The organism is Yersinia sp. LJYL362, from assembly GCF_048323875.1.
Window position 1 is genome coordinate 1 of record NZ_JBLWEX010000242.1, and the last position, 20,754, is coordinate 20,754.

Genomic DNA, 20,754 nt, shown 5'->3' on the forward strand with positions numbered 1-20,754 from the left:
TTATTTTAATAAATAACATTAATTATTATGATAAATATACATCTCACTTATGAAACGCCATTCTATTTATTTTGATATAAAGTTCCGAGATCCATGGCTAATAGTTAGAAATTAATAGAACCAATATCCATTTATGTGACAAGGTTCAAAGTAAATAGTTTTGACTAATGCACTGGCACTGTAAGTTTTTTGTTATAGCCTAGAGATAGCAAGGTGTAGGGACTATTTCGAAGGGGATCACCTTCGAATTAAATAGTCTTGACTAGGTAGGTATTAATATTGTATATGTGGCTGAATAAACAAAATAGATGTCAGCCGAATATTTTCTTATCGGTATTATTGTTAGTTTTAATCACTTTTATATAATAACGTTATTTTCGCAGGGGATAATTTGGCAATCAATACACACCAAAGTATGGCGAAGTGGATATTTTAGATTAAAATCTATTTTTATTTAATATAGGGAAGGATAATATTTTGGTTGTTCCTATTTAGATGAAAATACTGATATTCGACTCAAGTCCAGTGATTAAGCGCAAATCAAGTCAGTGATTCGGGTAAGTCAGGGAAGCTAATACAACTGTAGCGTCAAGGGCGCAGGGTAAAGCGAGTATCGAATTCCTCGCGTGATAACGGCTCCGAAAATAAAAAGCCCTGACCACATCGAATACCGTGTTTGAGTAGCCATTGCCGTTGTTCTTCGGTCTCAACACCTTCAGCCATCACACGGAGTTTCAGCACATCAGAAATGGTGCTGATAATTCGCGCCATCGCATCGTCTTCTGGCAAATGCTTCACAAAGCTTTTATCCAATTTAATGATATTCACTGGCAAGCTTTTCAGGTGATTGAGATATTGCAGACTCGAATAGCCGGTACCGAAATCATCCAGAGCAATCGATAAACCCAGCCCCTGTAACTCACGCAGCAATACGTACGCGGCGTCGAGATTTTGAATCTGGGCGGTTTCTGTGATTTCCAACACCAATTGGCTCGGGTCAATGTTATAGCGACCCATCACGGTTGTTAGATGTGTAATGATACTATCGCATTGTATTTGCAAACCGGAAATATTGACCGCCAATGACAAGTTCATCCCTTGTGCTTTCCAGTCAGCCAGAATACGGCATGCTTCCTCCAGCACCCAACTACCGAGTGGCATCATGGCCCCACTCTCTTCCGCATCAGGGACAAACTCAGAAGGTAAAAGATAACTGCCATCCGCCTGACGCCAGCGTAGCAATGCTTCGGCACCGATAATCCGCCACTCTTCCATATCCCACTGCGGTTGTAAAAACAGGACGAAATCACGGCGTTCAATCGCCTGCAAGATATCATTTTCCTGTGCCAACTGCTGTTGCGTTTTATGCAACGAAGACCGATCTGTGCTTTGGGTACGGCTCATTTCCGTATAAGCCTCAGTTAGCAGTTGCTGGTTACGATTATAATTGCGAACCAATATACCCAGTTCATCATCCTGATGATGGTCAGGCATAGTCAATTGATGGTTCAGCACACCTTGCTGCCCAATATGTTCCAGCTCTTTAGCCATCGCCCTCAATGGATGAATAATCAGGCGATTAATACACCAGGCAATAGACACTGAGAGTACCAGCGCCAACAGCAAATAAGTCGAGAGCATTGCCGACAAGGTACTCAGGATAAACTGATACATACGATACGAGTCCACACGTAACACCAAATGTGCCAGTGGTTGCGGATTAGCAGAGACTCGCTCCAGTGAATACAGCGGTACCGTTATCTGAACGGGCAGAGCAAAAATACGCTTGGCCCAGCGAGGGACTGGCCGCTCGGTGGGGAAACTTGCGTGTAAAACCTGAATTTGATTAGGCAGAATCACATCGGCACGGCTAAGAATACCAATGGGCAGTAAGTTATTGAGGATTTTTTTGGCTTGTGGGATGTCAACGCTCAAAATGGCTTCAGACAGCGGCTGACGCACGGAATAAGCAATACTCTCCAACTGCTTGGCGTAGTCATCTTTGCGCTGCTGCACAAAGTGGAACAACTGAAGAACGATAAAAATACAGATGGTGACCAGTGCAACAACGGCCACTGCTGCCATTTGTTTAATCGTTAATGAACGCCTTACCCGCAAACTCACTCCCACCCATTCCGACTGAATAAAATATGATGGTTGCCACTGTGATGCGGCGACTCATCGATGCTGTCCGAGTATACTCGATCGCCCTGAGATTTTATCTTGCGAAACTAAACCGGTTGGGAAGAATACCGTGGGTTTCGGTCTTTTCCTATCAAGATCGCAACTTCAAAGTGCGATTAAACACGATGAAGTTGCTTTTTTATGCAAATAAACTCAACTAGCGATTACTTAAAGTCCGCGTAAGGCACTAACGGTTGTGGTGGCATATCCAGGTCACCCTGCCATCCTGCCATCGAGTAACGCAGGTAAATCAGCGCATGGCTTGGGGTATAATCTTTTGCTTGCTGGATATCCACTCCGGCACCCAGTGTCCAATGCGAGCTCAGACGGCGCTCAATTAATGCTCGCAAGGTATAACCCACACCATTGCTGCTGTCACCATAATCAAGATCATTCCGATCTGAGATACTCTTAATACTGTTGTTCAACAGACTTTGCAGTGGGTAACGTGCGCGATCATTGGTGGCTGAATGTGATAATGAAACCGACCCACCCAACTCCCATGACCAATTATCTGTCCGTTGCCGATAGTTCACCGGAATAGCCAGTGACAAATATTTCTGCGGGCTGTAATACCCGCCCTGGCCCAAGGTATAACCGCTGAGGTCTTTTTGATAATGCCACCACATACCATTCAAACCGATGGTAAAACGGCGGTTATCTTCATTGATCAGCTTATAATAATAGCCGGTCATAAAACGCAAGCGCTGGTTATCAGCCACATTTTGTCCGGTCAGATAGTGATAACTTAAATCACTCCAGACCCCATTAGCCTCACCCCGGTCATAACTGGCACCCAAGCTGACACCGTTGGCACGAACGCCGCCCCAAGTAACATTGGTATTGGGATCACGCGTTCCGGCAAAGGCCAGTAACGAGCTGGATAGCGGCCGCCGTGACGCCGTTGCAGTCCAGCCAATATGGTTCCAGCTGTTGCTGTATGCCAAGCCGCCGACCACATCGACCACCTCAAATCCCATTGGAGTAGTACCAATATCCGTGGCCCAATGATCATTTTGCCACCCCATTGCGATACTGGTGCCACTCGCGCGCTGGCGAATATCACCCTCGCATCCGGCCTTATAACAAGTACCGAACTTCTCCTTATATACACCCTTGGTATTCGCAAATGTGCTGGCATTCATCTCAATGATGTCACTACGGAAAAAAGCGCGGCCATCTGCAAGCGGTGTATCAACCTGAGCCATAGTATTAAACGCGCTCAGATCAGAAATACCCCCCGTGCCGCTAGATCCCCAATAATCCTGATCCAATGTGACGCGGGTATCCTGCTGACGATAGAGGTCGGCAGCATCAGCACGAATGCCACGTTTGAGCCAATCATCCGTGGCCTGATTACGGGTCAGTAAGGTATAGCTGTCATTATCTGTCGGCCGTGTCGGTGCAATACCGCTGGCGACCATCGCCTGCTTGAAATCATCTTGCGCAGCAGTTGGCTGCCCTTGTGATTGTGCTAAACGGGCTGAGTCACGAAACACCAGCGCATTATCCTGTGATGGTGCGCCTTTGGCGGCAGCCGGTTTCAACCGTTGGAAGATATCGGCTGCTTTTTGTGGATCACCCACGCCGCTCCAGGCATTGGCGACCCGCCGTTGGGTATTTAAGCTGGCACCTTCGCCCGTCAGTGGCTCAGTTTGTAAATGCTGACGTGCATCACTAAGGCGGCCTTCGGCAATATAAGCCTCAATTTCACCCAAACGCGCATCAGGGTTTTGCGGCTCACGCGCCAGAATACGCTGATAGCCCGCCAGTGCTTCACTATAATCGCCGCGTTCCAGCGCCCAATCGGCTAGTGTCAGGTCAATTTGTGTATTCGTAGGTTGCTGACGTAACGCGGTTATCGCCCCGGTCTCATCACCATTGTCCCGCAGCTGGCGCGCCAATGTCAGCACTTGATCTAATTTCAAGCGCTGATCTAATTCACGAATATTATCGTTCCATTGCGCCGCTGGCAGTGTGGCCAGATGCGCCAATGCCTGGCTATCTCGTTCGGTGCTGGAAAGGTAAAGCGCGTAAGCATAAACCTGCTCTGGGTCACCCGGTTTACGACTGGCCAATTGGTGGAACTCTGCATCCGCCTGTGCTGAATGACCATCTTGCGCCAATGCTTGTGCCAACCGGTAAGTTATCCAGACATCATCCGGTGCCAGCTTTTGCGCCTGCCGGTATTTCTCTGCCGCCTGATGCCACTGTTGCTGTGCCGCCAACGCTTCAGCCTGCTGTTTCAGCATATCCAATTGCAGGCTATTAAGTGTGTCGCGCATTTTGGCCTGTTGGCTGCGCGGCAAATTATTCAGGTAATTGAGTGCTTTTTGTGGGGATTCACGTTGATAGATATTTGCCAGGCCACGCACCGCGCTGCTGTTGGCTGGATCAAGACGCAATGCTTGCTGATAATGCTGCTCGGCAGTTTTATCATCATGACGGGCCACGGCCACATCACCCAAGCCAATCAGTGCATAACTGTCGCTGCCATCTATTTGACGCGCCTGCTGATATTTTTGCTGGGCCAGTACAGTATTGCCGGTTTTCAGCGCTTTATCACCTTCATCATTCAGCAACCAGTAACGGTTGGTCTTGATCAAACTGGCCCATTTATCGCTCTTTAGGCCGTCTTTATCTGATTTTTGTGCCTGTTCAAATAACCGCAAAGCCTGTGCACGATCTCCCGCACGGGCATAGGCCAGGCCCAGTGCGCCCAGAATTTCTGGATCATAGGGTGAGGCCGCCAATGCTTGTTTCAATGCCGGTATTGCTGCCGCGCCACTCCCACTGTCAACTTTCGCCAGCCCACTTAACCGCGCCTGATAGGTGGGATCGGCCAACATCGCTTGCTGATTAGCCAGCTCTTTGCGAGCCATATCTGCTTGTGGCCCGGTTGAAAACACATTAAGAAAATGGGTCAATGCGGCGACGCTTTGCGGGCTTACCGTCATCGTTTTGATGGTATCCATCCACAAATCAGCAGCATCTGACGTTCCGGTAGGGTCTGTGGCCACTTTCTCCAACATCGCGTAGCCCTGTGCGGCCTTTTGTTGGCTGAAATACATGCGCGCCAATGCCATGCGTAGAGCGACGTTGCCGGGATATTGTTGGTCTAGCGAGGCAAGTTTCTGGGTAGCCAGCGCTTCCTGACCCGGTAACCGCGCCACCAGCCGCCAATACTCAACCGCCAGATCCAGTGTGGGTGGATTCCCTTGCAGCAACTGATCATATTTAACTTTTGCTTCTGCGACTCGCCCAGCGGTTGCCAACAGGCGAGCCTCTTGCAATTGCTGACGCACCTCTGGTTTTGTCATGGCCAACATCAGTTTAGCGCGTCGATACACATCAGAGTCAGGTGCCAATTGTTGCAATTTATCTAACTGTTTTTGTGCTTCCGCCAGATTCCCTTGCCGCAATGCCTGACGTATTCCCGCCGCAATGACATCCGGATTATTCGGGTCCATCATGTTCAGGCGATACAGTGACTGCTTAACCAACTCATCTTTATTAGTCGCCTCGCCCAATCGTACCTGTTCGAGTAAAAACTGGGTTGGCGAGACAGCTTCGGCCCCCCGCGCCACACCAATAAAGGCTTGAGGCAATAACGCCAGGCTTAACAGCCAGTTTATTTTAATGTTGCGCATTGACTGTTCCATGAGGGCTGAAGCTCACCCTGACGATTAAAGCTATAACGATGTTGTGCCCATCCCTGACCAAACAGTGTCAGCACTGCACTGTAGTAAGCATCGGCTCCCGGAGGTGAATCTTGTACCCGTTTTTGTTGTTGGCTAAGCGCCTGCTGATTAAACGGTGCGGGACTGCTGGCTAAAAACGGCAATAATGCCGCCGAAAAGCCAACTGGCCCATCACCGGTTGTTTTGCCGGTCAGTGTGTCGGCCTTTTCCGGTGGCAAACCTTGCTGTCGGGTGACTTCAGCCATCGGTTGGAAGCGCTGGATAAGTGCCGCCTTTTGCGGACTGTTATTGGCTAACATCCCGGCCCATAAGTAACTACGAATCGCATCGTAGCTACCGAGATTTGGGTGAGTTTCATCCGGCTGCCAGCCTTTATCTTTTTGCCACACCACCCAGTCAGGGCTGAAACCATGCGGCGCTGTTTCCAGCCATAGCCGCTGATTGGTTTTCACCATAGCTTTCCACGGCCCGGCAAAGGAAGCGAAACGCGCCAGCAATTGTGGTGGCAAATAGCTTGGATTAAGCCGCCAACGGTCTTCATTATTAAAGCCAATTTTGCCCGGTAATAACATTTCACCCAAGCCAGGAATATTTACCACTTCTTCTTTGGCAATGCGTTGCAGCAGCAGAGTTCCCATGGTCTGGTAGCGGCGGGTATCCCACAATCGACCAGCCTCTAATAAGCTGTAAGCAATCCATAAATCAGCATCCGAGGCCGAGTTTGGGTCGAGAATATCCCAGCTATGTTCATTGCGTTGCCCCCACAACCATGCGGGCAGACGGGCGGTTAAATCTCCCGCCGACAAATTGTTTTCCGTCCAGGTGAGTAGTCGATCGAATGTCTCGCGATCATCTGCCACCAGTGCAAAAAACAAGCCGTAACTCTGCCCTTCCGACGTGGTGACTTTCCTCGGGTTGCTGGGGTCGATAACCCGCCCCGCCTCACTGATATAGTGTTGTTTGAACTGCTGCCATGCTGGCCAATCACAAGCTGCTGCGGTACCAAAACTGGCAAGCAGCAGCAGGATACATACCAGTCGTTTAAACATCACGACCATCAGAATTAATCTCTCTCATCAGGTGATAACCGACGGCGGCTAATCAGGCGTAACAAGCGCCAGGCCATCATTGCAGCAATCACTACGACTAACACTGCAACACCCGCCAGCAGAACCGGATGGGTAGATAAGCTGTGCCAGATGCGCTCCCACCAAGGTAAATGGCCGACATCATAGGTGTCGCCAACACGCAGGCTGTTAACGCCTGACTCACGGATAACCGCGACCGAGCCAAACACCGCCTCACGTTTGCCGCTGTCGAGCAACGCGTTATTCAGTAAGCTGTAGCCATGCGGGCTGTCAGCCAATAACGCCACGATACTGCGCTGCGGGAAGTTAGGTGACTGTACGCCGATAATGGCAGACATCGCTCCTTCAGAACTGACGGTCGTTTTGCTGTCCGCCACTCTATCGGAAGCGGGAGCCAACATGTCCGGCAAGCCCGTTTGGCGATTTGGCATTTTGACCCAGCTCTGGGTTTGATCCACCAGCAAGTTAATCTTCTGGTCATCACGTAATTCTGGCGGAATGGTTCCGATAATCAGCACATCGACATCTTGGTCTTTTGCCTGTGACCAGTCGTCGGTGATGTTGATGCCCACCGCCGGATAGCCGACTTGCGCCCCGATATTCCCCACGGTATTCAACAGCGTAGTCAGTTGTGACGGCGCAGGTTTTGGTGGCACCAAGACCAGGGTTTCGGAGAGATCTGCCAGACGACTGAATGGGAAGCCGGCATTAGCAAATGCCCGCAAATCTGGCATTTCCATAAAGTGGCGGTAACCGGAGAAATCGATAGTGGAATTACCATCAATCACCGCGTGGTTTGGCGCGGTCGAGTAGGTTTCACAGCGCCCTTCCGCGCCGCTCGCCAGCAAGGTACTGTAGTCAAAATCAAAGCGTAACTGGTTGGTGGCCCCCAGTTTCAATGCCGGAATGGTCAACCGCTTGGCAGAGTCTTGTAAGCCTTGCAGTAAGGGCAGACGCAGGATTTTACTGTCTTCCGGCGTATTCGGCGACAGCGGGTAGTCCTGCACAAACTGATTATTCAGGCTGATGCTTAAACGGGAACCATCCATCAGGCGCGTTGAGGTGTAACGATATTTCAAACGCATATCAATGCCCGCACTGCGGATCAGGAACAAGTCCGGTGGCAGGTTCAGCGATAATGAAATCGGCGGCGGCAACAAACCGGTAGTTTGCAGTTGATCTGGATATTGCTGTAACTCAGCAAAAGTCATTGGCCGGTCGGTACGCACCCAGTTTGGCGCATCATAAGGCTGGCGTGGTGCCAGTTGCTCGACTTTATCTACCGTCACATTTTGACCACGGAACAGGATATTGCCTTGCGCTATCCCCTGTGCCGCCATGATCAGATCATTATCATCACGGCCCAGAATCAGTAATAGCTTCACATACGGGTTATCTGGATGACTGATAATTTCCACCGTCGGTGCTTTGACCGGCGGGTAATCTTTCAAGAAATCAGGGCGCTGGGTGTTGGTCGCAAACACCACGGCATGCTGAGTCGGCAGCTGATTATACAAAACCGGGAAGTTCTGCCCACGCCATTGCGCTTTGTCACCCAACCACGATGCCAAAATAGAGGCTGCACGTTGCTGCGCCACATCCGGTGCCGCGGCGAAAACTACCGGTAAATTGAGCGGGCGATTATCCCGCGCATCAAAGAAAGGCTCAGGGAAATGGGACAAATCATTTTTGACTGACAGTGATTGATAGCGTAAATCCAACGAGCTGGATTTGCTGATATCCAGCCACAGCGTATTACTGGCCGGATTCTCACAAATGTTTTGATAGTGGCCGACAAACACTAACCGCAGCCGATTGAAATCACTGATATAAAGTGGATCAATCGGCAACTGGAACCGTGTTGGTTTACCCAGTTGGTCCTTGGTGATTGCCGTGACCCCCATCAGCTCATCATTCAGAAAGACTTTAACCTGTGATTCCACCGGGATCAGTGAAGGTGATGGCGTAAATTCGAGGTTTAACATCGCATGAGTGACAACTTCATCACTGCGCACACCAAATTCAATCACCCCTTCTGGATTGGTCCCGCGCAAGGCGAATGTCCCCGGTGGCGGGGCAATTTTGGCAAAAGTATAAGCCACATCGCGAACGGGGACATTCGGCAATGCCGCTGGAGCGACAGGTGCTAAATCCACTGTTGCTGCGACAGCAGTCGTCGAGGCCGCCGATTGAAGCGACGGAACTGCGGGTGTTTCGGCATGGGTGAATGGCGTCAATCCCAAAGCCAGTGCGGTAAACCAGGTTATTTTTCTCGTCATCATATCATCATCAATGTTGAGCCACTGTCTGGCCCTGGCTACTCGGAGCCTGATTTTTATCCACGCCGTGGGGTACAAACGATGCAATCCAGGCAATCAGGGAGGTAAATCCTATCAATACATTTCGAATCACCGGCGGAGCATAGCTGGCCATACGGACATAACCTCTAAAGCCCAGCGCCAAAACATCACGCAGGCTTTCAATCGGTTTATCTTCTGGGAAGCCATCCTGCCACAGCGCCCACGTGTCAGCGCGAGCAAAAGTACACTGTATAAAATCAATATGTTGGGACACACTCAGTTGATGCATCCGCATCCCGACTTTGGTGCCAAAGGCGCGGGTGACCTCACACGGGAAGGTATATTCCTGTGCGCCGCGTTTAAGCAGCAGATGTACCGCTTCGCCATCTTTCAGTAACCCGGCTTCACGCATTTCGATCCCCACCCCACCATCGGAATAGTCACGCAGGGTGCAGGAGAATAAGTGGCCATCCGCACGCGCCACCGCTGCGGGCATGGCAATCTCGACACGGTGGGATTGGCGAACTTGCTTGGCTTCAACCGCCACCGCTACAGCCCCGCCTAGAATCGTCATATTATAAATGACCCACACCAGGCTAATCACCACGGTCATGATTTCAGTCGCCGGGCCATAACCCAGGCGCCACAAGCCCGCAATCAAACCGGCCAGATTCAGCAGTACCAGCGCCATATAAGGACGGGTTATCACCCAATCCACATGTTGCGCCTCAACCAAACCGCCTTTTGCCGTGACATTAAACGTCCCTTTATGGGGATTGAGCAGCGCCACAGTAGTCGGGCGGGCAATATACCAGGCCAGCACCGTTTCATAGATTTCACTCCAGAATGAGTGGCGATATTTACCCTGTAGGCGGGAGTTGGTAAGGCTGGCGTGAATCATATGCGGCAACACATAAAGTGCAATGGCCAGTGCTGGCGCGAAAATGATGTAAGCATGCAGCAACAGGAATGCTAGCGGCGCGGTCAGGAAGATCAAGCGCGGAATACCGGATAAGAAGTGCAACATGGCGTTGGCGTAGCACAAGCGCTGGACAAATTTCAGCCCTTTGCCCAACAGCGGGTTATCCAACCGGAAGATTTGCACCATGCCACGCGCCCAGCGGATTCGCTGTCCGATATGTGCTGACAAACTTTCGGTTGCTAATCCGGCCGCCTGCGGAATACGAATATAAGCTGAGGTGTAACCTTTGCGGTGCAGACGCAATGAGGTATGAGCATCTTCGGTAACCGTTTCCACCGCGATCCCCCCTACCTCATCTAGCGCACTGCGGCGCAACACGGCGCAGGAGCCACAGAAGAAAGTCGCATCCCACATATCGTTACCGTCTTGTACCAGGCCGTAGAATAACGTCCCTTCATTCGGGGTTTGACGAAAACGCCCCAGATTGCGCTCAAAGGGATCAGGTGAGAAAAAGTGATGCGGCGTCTGAATCATGCCGAGCTTTTTATCTTTAAAGAACCAGCCGACGGTCAGTTGCAGGAAAGAGCGGGTGGGCACGTGGTCGCAGTCAAAGATAGCGACAAACTCACCGGTAGCCTGTTTCAGCGCATTATTGATATTGCCGGCTTTGGCGTGCTCATGAGTAGGACGAGCAATGTAATGCACCCCCACTTCTGCGGCGAATGCTTTAAATGCGGGCCGGTTACCATCATCCAGAATATAGATATTGATTTTATCTTTCGGCCAATCAATACCCAGCGCGGCATAAATGGTTGGTTTCACCACGCCGAGGTCTTCGTTATAAGTCGGCACCATCAAATCAATGGTTGGCCAGCTATTGATATCTTCCGGCATAGGCACTGGTTGGCGGTTGAGCGGCCAAATCGTCTGGAAATAACCCAATACCAACACTACCCAAGCGTAGGTTTCGGCTAACAGTAATAATAAACCGCACACCAGGCTGACAGGGTCATCCCAGTTAAGGGTTTCGGTATAACGCCACCATAAGTAGCGGCAGGAAACCGTTAACGACAGCACAATCAGCATCAGGGTAGGCAAGCGCCCTGGTACGCGCCGCACCACCATAGCAATGGCCCACAGCAACAATACAAACACGAATTGCGCCATCATGCCGAATGGCTGTGAGATACACAGCAAGGCTAAGATACCGGTAAAAATACCTAAGATAATAAACAGGATACGGCGAGTACGCTTTGAAAGTTGGCTCAATCGTGTGGCGACTGATTTCTCTATTTTCTGAAGTTCAAAGCGCTGCGGTACACTCCCCAACCAACTGATATATCCCTGTCTTTTGTTTTTTACCCAACCTTTACCGGCGGCCACTGGCTGACGTTTTTTATCATGATCAGATTGCGGGCGAATTAATAACAGCCACAACCCTTGCAGCAGATAACGTAAACCATCTCCCAAACGTGGGCGATTGGGGGAAATTTGCGGGAACCAGTAAGTGCGGTGTTGTATCACACTCTGCCAGCTTGGTGACTCGAGGCGCAGGAAGATCCAGCACAACGGTAGCGCCAGTGTCGTAAGAAATGCCGTGAGCACCGTACAGCCTTGCTGCATATAGAGATGATAGCGGCGGCGCATCCCCTGATAGACCGGGGTGAGGAATAACATCCGCATCAGGCGATTCATAGACCGCTTTCCGCAGCATTAATCAGGCACCAATTTGCCAGAGTCATCACTTCTTCTGCCGCCAAACTTTGCGCGCTGTATTCACCCAATGGCTGTTTGGCTGCCAATGCTTCGGCCATTGCTTCATCGCGATGAATAAATATGGGTAATAAGCTATCCAGACTTTGCAGCCAGAGCTGATGTAAATCCTGTTGTAAACGGCTGCTGGCAGAGAACTGATTAAGGAGAAAATGGCAGCCGGCAGGCAAATTTTGCTGATGCAGGCGGATATGGCAACTGGCATCTGCATGAATCAGAATCAGGGTTTGATCAGCCAGCGCCAGTGCCTGACGGGTGAATGTGCTATCACCGGCGGGGATATCCAACAGAATCCAGCGATAGCTCGCATTGGCAAGCAATCGGGACAGATTCTCCTGCCATTGACGAGGATGTTGCTGCAAAGACGCGCTAAGTTGTTCATTTTCAGTTTGAGTTAATTGGCCGAACGGTAAGAAATCCAGCTTCTCGGTATAGCGCATCGCCCCTTGCTGCCAGCCTTCGCCATCCACTTCAGCCCTGGCCCAACCACGGGATTGCTCAAAACTCATGTTAAAGTGCAATCGCAGTAAATTATCCGGTGAAAAATCGATCACCAAAACCGATTCATCCAGTTGCTGTAATGCCCATGCCAGAGCTGCGGTGACCGATGTCGTACCAATGCCCCCTCTTACACCTTGTAAAGCCAATACCGGCATAGACTATTTACTCCCTGTGGATTGCGCCAATTCGGCCAGCAATGGCCAGCGAGCCATCATTTGGGTTAATCGCTCCTGACGGACAATATCGACATAACTTAACGTGGGTAACGAGAAGGCCTGACTTAATGCTAGTAGATCATCCTGAGCTTCAAGTGAAGTTTTCTCATGGAATCGATTTATTATCGTCTTCATTTATCCGCCTTTAGAAAATAGGCTATGGTAATTAAGTATAACAATAACCAGAGTATACTTTCTCCCGATAAGATGAGTCTTAGATTAATATCAAGGCAGGGACATTGGTTAATACTTATTGCAATGTTACAATTGTTCTTTGAATTTATCCAGTAATTGGCCCAATAGCACTTTAACGAAAGCAGATAAAGAATCTATGTCACGATCTTTCTCATTAGGTGTTCGAAAAATCTGGGATGAATTAGCCGTAATGCAGGCTCCCGGGTTCTATTGGGTCAATATTGAGCGTCAAGTTGATGCCAATTTATTTTGCCAGCAGCTTATTCGTAGCCAACCTGAAAATACCCGAGCGGCATTGATTTGTTCAGGGCAAAAACCTGAAAATCTCCTGAGTAATGTCGCCCATTCTGGCCCCAGTAAATTACCGTTATTTACCTTACCTGCTCAAAAAAACGCCTTAAAATATTTAACTCATGATTTAATGCGCTCGCTGCGCCCACAACAGCGACTCTTCATTCTGTTTGCGCCCGCGAATCTGTGGCAAACCTTTACCAGCGAAGAGATGCAGCAGTGGCTCCAGCATATTCAGCAATGGCTGGAGGCCCAGAACTGCACATTACTGGTGATTTGTCATAGCACTGGCATTAATAAAATCAAAAATCAGTTGGTCAGTCAGCACCGTTATTTACAAGGTTTGGCTAATCTGCAATGGCAGCAGGATAACGCACAATATGTGGTTTCCTGGTGGAGCACGGCAAAAGGGGTGACCGCCAACCAATTGGTTTTGCTCGAAGCCGATGAGCAAGGCTGGAGCATGGCGGATGAAGTCCAGCAAGCCTTGCCGCAATCACGCAATGATGAGCATCTGTATTTAGCAGAAACCAGCATCCTGGAAGGCGCTCCCCCCCTTTCTACCCACTGGCAGTTGCTGGAATCAAATACCGCTCTGGCCCAGCGCGCAATGACGGCGCATGCTGCGACACTTATTTTTGCGCTGAATCAGAGTGAGCAAATTGATGAAATGGCGCATCAAATCCACAATATCCGCCGTCAACGCGGCAATACCGTCAAAATTGTGGTGCGCGAAATGCACGCCAGTTTGCGCTACAGCGACGAGCGCTTGTTACTGGCCTGCGGGGCCAATTTGATTGTGCCCCATGTTGCGCCATTGTCGCGTTTTCTGACGATGCTGGAAGGTATTCAGGGGCAGCGCTTCTCACGCCATGTTCCCGAAGATATCAATGCGTTACTGGAAGCATTGCGCCCCCTTCAGCTCAAAGGCTATCTGCCCCCCACCGAGTTCTACCAATCGGTGTTGCAGTTAATGAACAACACCTTGTTACCAGAAAACGGTAAAGGTGTACTGGTGGCGCTGCGGGCAGTACCGGGGCTACAGGCGCGTCAGGCACTGACACTGTGCCATTTGCGCCGCTATGGCGACGTGGTTACGGTGTCTGATAATCGGTTGTTATTATTCCTTTCAACCTGCCGTATCAATGACTTAGACACTGCGTTAAGTCATATCTTCCGCTTGCCGGTAGCCGAAGCATTCAGTAACCGGCTGGTGTGGTATCAGGATCAGGAGATCATCTCAGAGATGAACCGAATGATGAATACTCCCGAGGCATGGCAAACCACCGGCGATAAAAAGACTTATAAACAAGAAGTTGATGTGCCAGAGCAAGCAGAGCGCGCCCGGCGCACACCTGAGCCACTGACACTGAATACCGGCCACCGTCAGGAGACCCTCTCATGAATCTCAATGATATTTGGCAAATTCTGTTGCTGGGGGCCATTATTTTTTTCCCGCTGGGCTATATGGCCCGCCGCTGGTTTCCGCGGTGGTGGGAGAAAAAACAACATTTATTCTTATCCGCGCGCTATTTAAAATCAGAAGGGATCTGGTTGCGTGATGGCTCATCTTCACAGACTAAGAAATAACCATGAACGCAAAAAATAAACAGCAAGAATCGCAGAGCCCGTGGCGCTATTGGCGCGGTCTGGGCGCATGGAACTACTACTTTCTGCTCAAATTTGCCCTACTGTGGTTTGGTTACCTGAACTTCCACCCGCTGGCAAATCTGGTGTTTCTGGCCTTTCTGCTGTTCCCGATCCCAGCATATCGTGTCCATCGCTGGCGTCATTGGCTAGCCATACCCATCGGTATCGGTCTGCTTTATCACGATACCTGGCTGCCCGGCATCAACAGCATCATGAGCCAAGGCTCGCAGGTAACGGGCTTTAGCTTTAGCTATCTAATTGAATTACTTAGCCGTTTTATTAACTGGGCGATGATAGGAACAGCTTTCGTCATTCTGGTAGGCTACCTGTTTATTTCACAATGGATCCGCGTCACCGTTTTTGTCGTTGCCGCCATGATCTGGCTGAATGTCGCCGGTATTGCCGGGCCAGCATTTTCTCTGGCTCCCACTGCGGAGACGGCAGCGACAACAGTGCCAGTGAGCACAGATCAACCGTCAGCAGCAGGAGGTAGCCCTGTTGAAGCCGGTGGGCCGCCAACCGATGCAAATCTGACCGCTCATTTGAATGCTTTTTATGAGCAAGAGAAAACTCGTCACACGACATTCCCAGCATCTTTACCCGGTGACGCGCAACCATTTGATTTATTGGTTATTAATATCTGTTCACTGTCATGGTCAGATATTGAGGCCATTCAACTGGATAAACATCCGCTGTGGAGCAAGTTTGATATTCTGTTCAAAAACTTCAACTCAGCCACCGCCTACAGCGGCCCGGCGTCTATCCGCCTGTTACGCGCCAGCTGCGGCCAGTCATTCCATAAAGATCTGTATCAGCCACAAGATCAACAGTGCTATCTATTTGATAACTTAGCTAAACTTGGGTTTACCTCGCAGTTGATGATGGATCATTCCGGTGTCTTTGGTAACTATCTGCAAAACATCCAGGATGACGGCAATATGCGCGCACCGATGATGTCGCAGAAAGGTATTAGCAATCAATTAGCCTCCTTTGACGGCGAGCCTATTTATAACGATCTGGAACTACTGAATCGTTGGCTGGAACAGCAGAAGAATGGCGGTGATACACGCAGCGCAACTTTCATGAATATCATACCGTTACATGATGGTAACCGTTTCGTCGGTACCAATAAAACGGCGGATTATCGTACGCGCGCCCAAACCCTGTTTGACCAGTTGAATACCTTCCTCGAAGAGTTGGAAAAGTCTGGCCGCAAAGTCATGGTGGTCGTGGTGCCGGAGCACGGAGCTGCCTTGGTTGGCGATAAAATGCAGATGTCTGGTCTACGCGATATCCCAAGCCCTAGCATCACGCATATCCCCGTGGGGATTAAGCTGATTGGCATGAAAGCACCACAGCCTGCCAGCCCAGTAGTGGTCAGTGCGCCAAGCAGCTATCTGGCGATTTCTGAATTGGTGTCACGCATGGTGGATGGCAAAGTGTTTACCACCCCAAGTGTAGATTGGCAGACTCTGACGCAAGGTTTACCAGAGACCGCAGTAATATCAGAAAATGATAATGCTATTGTGATGCAATATCAGGGCAAACCCTATATTCGGCTAAATGGCGGTGATTGGGTGCCTTACCCACAATAAAGAGCGTGGTATTACTGATATTTATATTTAAAAGAGTGCATTCATTGCACTCTTTTTTATTAATATTTACGTGCTTATATCAACCCCAAATACCCTGATACTAATAAAGGGAAACTAATTAATCGCTAGAGTATTCGCTAAATAATAACAATAATATTGTTCATCCATCGATAAGAAATGTGATCCATATCATCTTAAATCCATACTTTGGCTCTGATTATAAACATCACCTATGGCGCTATTTCATTTTCATATCACTCAAACATAAATAATTTACTTACTAATATTTATTCACCATAAGCCACCACCCTATTTATGTTAAATAAAAAACGCCGAATATTCGGCGTTTCTAATAGAGTCTATATGGCTTTATTTCAGTGTTAACTGGCCTTTTCCGCTTCATCCTGATCAATAGCAAAACAAGCTACCATTTGGTCGCCATATTTCTTCAGTTGCGGCTGTAACTGAGTACAAGTGCCAAATGCCCGGCGGCAACGCGCATTAAACGCACAACCTGGCGGTGGACTCATTGGACTCGGCAATTCACCGGTCAATTTGATACGCTCGCGGCGCATATCCGGATTCAACCGTGGCGTAGCAGATAACAATGCTTGCGTATAAGGGTGACGCGGATTATTGAAAATGGCCTCTTTGCTGCCTTTTTCAACACAACGGCCCAGATACATCACCATCACTTCATCGGCAATATGTTCAACCACTGACAAGTCATGGGAGATAAAGACATACGACAGCCCCAGTTCTTGCTGTAAATCCATCATCAGATTCAATACCTGTGCCCGCACTGACACATCCAGTGCAGAAACCGGTTCATCGGCAATTACCACATCCGGGTTCAACATCAACCCGCGCGCAATGGCGATACGCTGGCGCTGACCACCAGAGAACATATGCGGATAACGGTCATAATGCTCGGTTTTCAGGCCGACTTTCGCCATCATCGCCAATGTTTTTTCGCGGCGCTCTTTGCTGCTAAGTTTGGTATTGATTTGCAGCGGTTCTTCCAGGATCTGCCCCACTTTCTTACGCGGGTTCAATGAACCATAAGGGTTCTGGAACACAATCTGGATTTTCTGCCGCCGCAGCTTCTCAGCACTTTCATCTGGCTTGAGCAAATCCTGACCTTGATAGTAAAGTTCACCACCAGTTGGGATTTCTATCATGGTCAGTAAGCGGCCGAGAGTGGATTTCCCACAACCCGATTCGCCAACCACCGCCAATGTTTTGCCGCGCTCTAAAGTGAATGAAACACCATCCAGAGCTTTAACCAGACGTTCCGGCGCAAATAACCCTTTTTTGACCGGATAGTATTTTTTTAAATCAATGGCTTGTAACAGTGGCTTGGTTGCCTGTGATTCATTTTTCATATCAGTAGGTTGACTCATAGGGTCGGCCTCCCCGCATCATCAAGCGGTGTATGGCATTTAACCTGACGCCCCGCTGGTCCCAACAGTTCAGGTTCTTCACGGCGGCAGCGATCATTGGCATACGGACAACGCGGGTTAAGCAGGCAGCCTTCAGGGCGGTCATATTTACCCGGAACCACACCCGGTAATGATGCCAACCGCGCTTTATCCTGTGCAAACTCCGGTAACGCCCGCAACAACGCCTGAGTGTATGGATGGCGTGGCGCACGGAAGATTTCCGACGATTTACCGGTTTCCACCACCTGACCGGCATACATCACAATAATATGATGAGCCGCCTCAGCGACCAGTGCCAGGTCATGCGTAATCAGCAGCAGCGCCATATTTTCGCGCTGTTGTAATTCCAGCAGTAACTCAATAATTTGCGCCTGAATGGTCACATCCAGTGCGGTTGTTGGTTCATCAGCGATCAGCAGTTTTGGCTTACACGCAATGGCCATAGCAATCATCACGCGCTGGCTCATCCCACCGGAAAGCTGGTGCGGATACACATCCAAACGCGACGCCGGGTCAGGAATACCCACCAATGTCAGCAAATCCACAGCCCGCTGATGACGCGTTTTACGATTGCCGCCCTGATGTACCTTCAGCGCTTCCATTATCTGGAAACCGACGGTATAGCACGGGTTAAGGCTGGTCATCGGGTCTTGGAAGATCATCGCCACTTCCGCGCCCACTAATTGACGTCGCTCTTTTTCAGAAATTTTGGTCAGATCGCGGCCATTAAACTCCAGCTTATCGGCCATCACTTTTCCGGGGTAATCAATCAGCCCCATGATTGCCAATGAACTGACTGATTTACCAGAGCCAGATTCACCGACAATTCCGACCACCTGACCTTGCTCAATGCTGTAACTGATACGGTCTACGGCTTTGAACGGCGCACCTTCGTCACCGAAATGCACCGACAATTTATCTACATTTAAAAGTGCCATCTCTCTCTACCTCTGTTACTGCTTGAGTTTGGGGTCGAGAGCATCACGCAGGCCGTCCCCCATCAGGTTAAACGCCAGAACCGTCAGCAGAATCGCCACACCGGGGAAGGTCACGACCCACCAGGCGCTTTGGGCAAACTGCAACACATCAGAGAGCATGGTGCCCCACTCTGGTGTTGGCGGTTGTGCCCCCATGCCGAGGAAGCCGAGAGCCGCCATATCCAGAATGGCGTTAGAGAAGCCGAGAGAAGCCTGCACGATCAACGGCGCGAGGCAGTTTGGCAAAATATTGATAAACATTTGGCGCATCGCACCCGCACCGGCCACTCTTGAGGCCGTGACGTAGTCGCGATTCACCTCAACCAGCACGGCGGCTCGCGTCAATCGCACGTAGTGCGGCAAGGCGACAAAGGTTAGCGCCAACGAGGCATTCACAATTGAAGGGCCGAATACCGCCACCAACACCAGTGCCAGCAACAGGCTTGGCAGTGCCAGCATGATATCGACCACACGCATGATGATGGCATCGACAATCCCACCGAAATAACCGGCCAGTAAACCGAAAACTACACCCATCACCAGCGACAGAACCACCACCAGACAACCCACCAACAGCGAGAGGCGAGCACCGTACATCAGGCGGGACAAGACATCGCGGCCCACATCATCGGTGCCGAGAATAAATTTCCAGCTACCGCCTGCTTCCCAAACTGGGGGCTTTAGCAATGCATCGCGAAATTGCTCTGCTGGCCCGTGTGGGGCAAGCCAGGTAGCACCTGCGGCAATTATTAGCATAATAATGATGTAAAACAGGCCGATTACAGCCCCTTTATTGCGCTTGAAATAGTGCCAAAACTCCTGCAAAGGAGTCATCGGTTTCGGCGCACTTTTTACTGTAGACTCAGTAAGTTGAGACATTCTGCGCCCCTTATTTCTTGTGACGAATACGCGGGTTAACTACGCCATAGAGCACATCTACCAGCAAGTTAACTAAAATAATCATGATCGCGACCAGCAACACCCCACCCTGTACCACCGGGTAATCTCGGCGTTGCAAAGCATCCATCAACCAGCGCCCTAATCCCGGCCAGGAGAAGATGGTTTCCGTCAAAATCGCACCCGCCAGCATGGTGCCAACCTGCAAACCAATCACGGTAACCACCGGCAATAAGGCATTGCGCAAGGCATGGACCACAATCACTCGCATCCGACTCAAACCTTTGGCGCGCGCGGTACGGATATAATCCTCGCCCAACACTTCCAGCATGGAAGAACGGGTCATACGCACGATAACGGCGAGAGGAATGGTGCCTAATACAATCGCTGGCAAAATCATATGCATCACAGCATCTTTGAAGTCACCCGGCTCACCCCAAACTAAGGTATCTATCAGCATAAAGCCGGTCAGCGGCAAGCTATCGTCGAGGAATACGGTATCGCTGACACGCCCCGAGACCGGGGTTAGGTTCCATTGCACCGAAACCAGCATGATCAGCATGATGCCCCACCAGAAGATAGGCATCGAGTAGCCGGTTAGGGAGATCCCAACGGCAGTGTGGTCGAATATTGAACCGCGTTTGACGGCTGCCAGCACACCGACGGGGATACCCACCGCGATAGCAAACAGCATCGCGCAGATCCCAAGTTCCAGTGTCGCTTTAAAGCGGGGAACAAACTCTTCCCAGACAGCAATTCGGCTTTTCAGCGAAATGCCGAGATCGCCATGTAATACGCCATTCACATAATGGAAGTATTGTTGATAAAGAGGCTTATCCAGCCCCATTTCCGCCATGATTTGAGCATGACGCTCGGTGGAGATACCGCGTTCCCCAGCCATGATGGTCACCGGGTCGCCCGGGATCATATGAACAAAAGCAAAGGTCAGCAAAGTAATGCCGATAAACGTTGGGATAACTAACCCCAAACGTCGGAGTATGAACTGCAACATATCCCGAACTC

General features: G+C 50.0%; 14 protein-coding genes. 3 read left to right on the forward strand and 11 right to left on the reverse strand.

Annotation, left to right across the window (positions count from 1 at the left end; all coding sequences use genetic code 11):
* Positions 1-588: 588 nt before the first annotated feature.
* The 7 genes from ACNSO8_RS13825 to bcsR form a co-directional block, all read right to left on the reverse strand.
* Complete coding sequence (locus tag ACNSO8_RS13825; protein WP_418394962.1) at positions 589-2,118, reverse strand: EAL domain-containing protein; 1,530 nt, start codon at positions 2,116-2,118, stop codon at positions 589-591.
* 230 nt (positions 2,119-2,348) lie between these two features.
* Complete coding sequence (gene bcsC / locus ACNSO8_RS13830) at positions 2,349-5,834, reverse strand: cellulose synthase complex outer membrane protein BcsC (RefSeq protein WP_418394963.1); 3,486 nt, start codon at positions 5,832-5,834, stop codon at positions 2,349-2,351.
* Positions 5,816-6,943, reverse strand: a complete 1,128-nt coding sequence (gene bcsZ, locus ACNSO8_RS13835) for a cellulose synthase complex periplasmic endoglucanase BcsZ (protein ID WP_046695637.1) — start codon at positions 6,941-6,943, stop codon at positions 5,816-5,818. The genes bcsC and bcsZ overlap by 19 nt, the downstream gene beginning before the upstream one ends.
* Before the next feature lie 5 nt (positions 6,944-6,948).
* Positions 6,949-9,252: a cellulose biosynthesis cyclic di-GMP-binding regulatory protein BcsB gene (bcsB, locus tag ACNSO8_RS13840; RefSeq protein ID WP_026018077.1), complete on the reverse strand. Its 2,304-nt coding sequence runs from the start codon at positions 9,250-9,252 to the stop codon at positions 6,949-6,951.
* Between the two features lie 10 nt (positions 9,253-9,262).
* Entirely contained in the window at positions 9,263-11,890 is a 2,628-nt protein-coding gene (gene bcsA / locus ACNSO8_RS13845; protein WP_050328798.1) for a UDP-forming cellulose synthase catalytic subunit, read from the reverse strand.
* Positions 11,887-12,624, reverse strand: a complete 738-nt coding sequence (gene bcsQ / locus ACNSO8_RS13850; RefSeq protein WP_019081645.1) for a cellulose biosynthesis protein BcsQ — start codon at positions 12,622-12,624, stop codon at positions 11,887-11,889. The genes bcsA and bcsQ overlap by 4 nt, the downstream gene beginning before the upstream one ends.
* Before the next feature lie 3 nt (positions 12,625-12,627).
* Positions 12,628-12,819 (reverse strand): cellulose biosynthesis protein BcsR, encoded by a 192-nt coding sequence (gene bcsR, locus ACNSO8_RS13855; RefSeq protein ID WP_019084141.1) that lies wholly within the window; start codon positions 12,817-12,819, stop codon positions 12,628-12,630.
* Positions 12,820-13,015: 196 nt separating this feature from the next.
* Between bcsR and bcsE the strand changes: the two genes are divergently transcribed.
* Genes bcsE through bcsG form a run of 3 tightly spaced genes read left to right on the forward strand, consistent with a single transcriptional unit; the run spans position 13,016 to position 16,415 of the window.
* On the forward strand, positions 13,016-14,575 hold the full coding sequence (gene bcsE, locus ACNSO8_RS13860; protein WP_050159384.1) for a cellulose biosynthesis protein BcsE: 1,560 nt from the start codon (positions 13,016-13,018) through the stop codon (positions 14,573-14,575).
* Positions 14,572-14,760 (forward strand): cellulose biosynthesis protein BcsF, encoded by a 189-nt coding sequence (gene bcsF / locus ACNSO8_RS13865; RefSeq protein ID WP_005157335.1) that lies wholly within the window; start codon positions 14,572-14,574, stop codon positions 14,758-14,760. The genes bcsE and bcsF overlap by 4 nt, the downstream gene beginning before the upstream one ends.
* Positions 14,761-14,762: 2 nt before the next feature.
* On the forward strand, positions 14,763-16,415 hold the full coding sequence (gene bcsG / locus ACNSO8_RS13870) for a cellulose biosynthesis protein BcsG (protein WP_418394964.1): 1,653 nt from the start codon (positions 14,763-14,765) through the stop codon (positions 16,413-16,415).
* 380 nt (positions 16,416-16,795) lie between these two features.
* Here the strand turns inward: bcsG and dppF are convergent, their stop codons facing one another.
* From dppF to dppB, 4 genes are read right to left on the reverse strand one after another with little or no spacing between them, the layout of a single operon-like run.
* Entirely contained in the window at positions 16,796-17,800 is a 1,005-nt protein-coding gene (gene dppF / locus ACNSO8_RS13875) for a dipeptide ABC transporter ATP-binding subunit DppF (RefSeq protein ID WP_026018078.1), read from the reverse strand.
* A 14-nt stretch (positions 17,801-17,814) separates the two neighbouring features.
* Positions 17,815-18,795 carry a dipeptide ABC transporter ATP-binding protein gene (dppD, locus tag ACNSO8_RS13880; protein WP_005174903.1) on the reverse strand — a complete coding sequence of 327 codons (981 nt, stop codon included), beginning with the start codon at positions 18,793-18,795 and terminating at the stop codon, positions 17,815-17,817.
* A 15-nt stretch (positions 18,796-18,810) separates the two neighbouring features.
* Entirely contained in the window at positions 18,811-19,713 is a 903-nt protein-coding gene (dppC, locus tag ACNSO8_RS13885) for a dipeptide ABC transporter permease DppC (RefSeq protein ID WP_019081649.1), read from the reverse strand.
* A gap of 10 nt (positions 19,714-19,723) precedes the next feature.
* A complete protein-coding gene (gene dppB / locus ACNSO8_RS13890) occupies positions 19,724-20,743 on the reverse strand; it encodes a dipeptide ABC transporter permease DppB (protein ID WP_019081650.1) in 1,020 nt (339 codons plus the stop codon).
* Between the last annotated feature and the right edge of the window lie 11 nt (positions 20,744-20,754).

What these genes read in the sequence shown, in the direction of transcription:
- bcsF (WP_005157335.1), top strand. Translation starts at nt 14,572, where the DNA reads ATGAATCTCAATGATATTTGGCAAATTCTGTTGCTGGGGGCCATTATT.
- bcsE (WP_050159384.1), top strand. Translation starts at nt 13,016, where the DNA reads ATGTCACGATCTTTCTCATTAGGTGTTCGAAAAATCTGGGATGAATTA.
- bcsC (WP_418394963.1), bottom strand. Translation starts at nt 5,834, where the DNA reads ATGCGCAACATTAAAATAAACTGGCTGTTAAGCCTGGCGTTATTGCCT.
- dppC (WP_019081649.1), bottom strand. Translation starts at nt 19,713, where the DNA reads ATGTCTCAACTTACTGAGTCTACAGTAAAAAGTGCGCCGAAACCGATG.
- bcsQ (WP_019081645.1), bottom strand. Translation starts at nt 12,624, where the DNA reads ATGCCGGTATTGGCTTTACAAGGTGTAAGAGGGGGCATTGGTACGACA.
- bcsG (WP_418394964.1), top strand. Translation starts at nt 14,763, where the DNA reads ATGAACGCAAAAAATAAACAGCAAGAATCGCAGAGCCCGTGGCGCTAT.
- dppB (WP_019081650.1), bottom strand. Translation starts at nt 20,743, where the DNA reads ATGTTGCAGTTCATACTCCGACGTTTGGGGTTAGTTATCCCAACGTTT.
- bcsR (WP_019084141.1), bottom strand. Translation starts at nt 12,819, where the DNA reads ATGAAGACGATAATAAATCGATTCCATGAGAAAACTTCACTTGAAGCT.
- bcsZ (WP_046695637.1), bottom strand. Translation starts at nt 6,943, where the DNA reads ATGGTCGTGATGTTTAAACGACTGGTATGTATCCTGCTGCTGCTTGCC.
- dppD (WP_005174903.1), bottom strand. Translation starts at nt 18,795, where the DNA reads ATGGCACTTTTAAATGTAGATAAATTGTCGGTGCATTTCGGTGACGAA.
- bcsB (WP_026018077.1), bottom strand. Translation starts at nt 9,252, where the DNA reads ATGACGAGAAAAATAACCTGGTTTACCGCACTGGCTTTGGGATTGACG.
- dppF (WP_026018078.1), bottom strand. Translation starts at nt 17,800, where the DNA reads ATGAAAAATGAATCACAGGCAACCAAGCCACTGTTACAAGCCATTGAT.
- bcsA (WP_050328798.1), bottom strand. Translation starts at nt 11,890, where the DNA reads ATGAATCGCCTGATGCGGATGTTATTCCTCACCCCGGTCTATCAGGGG.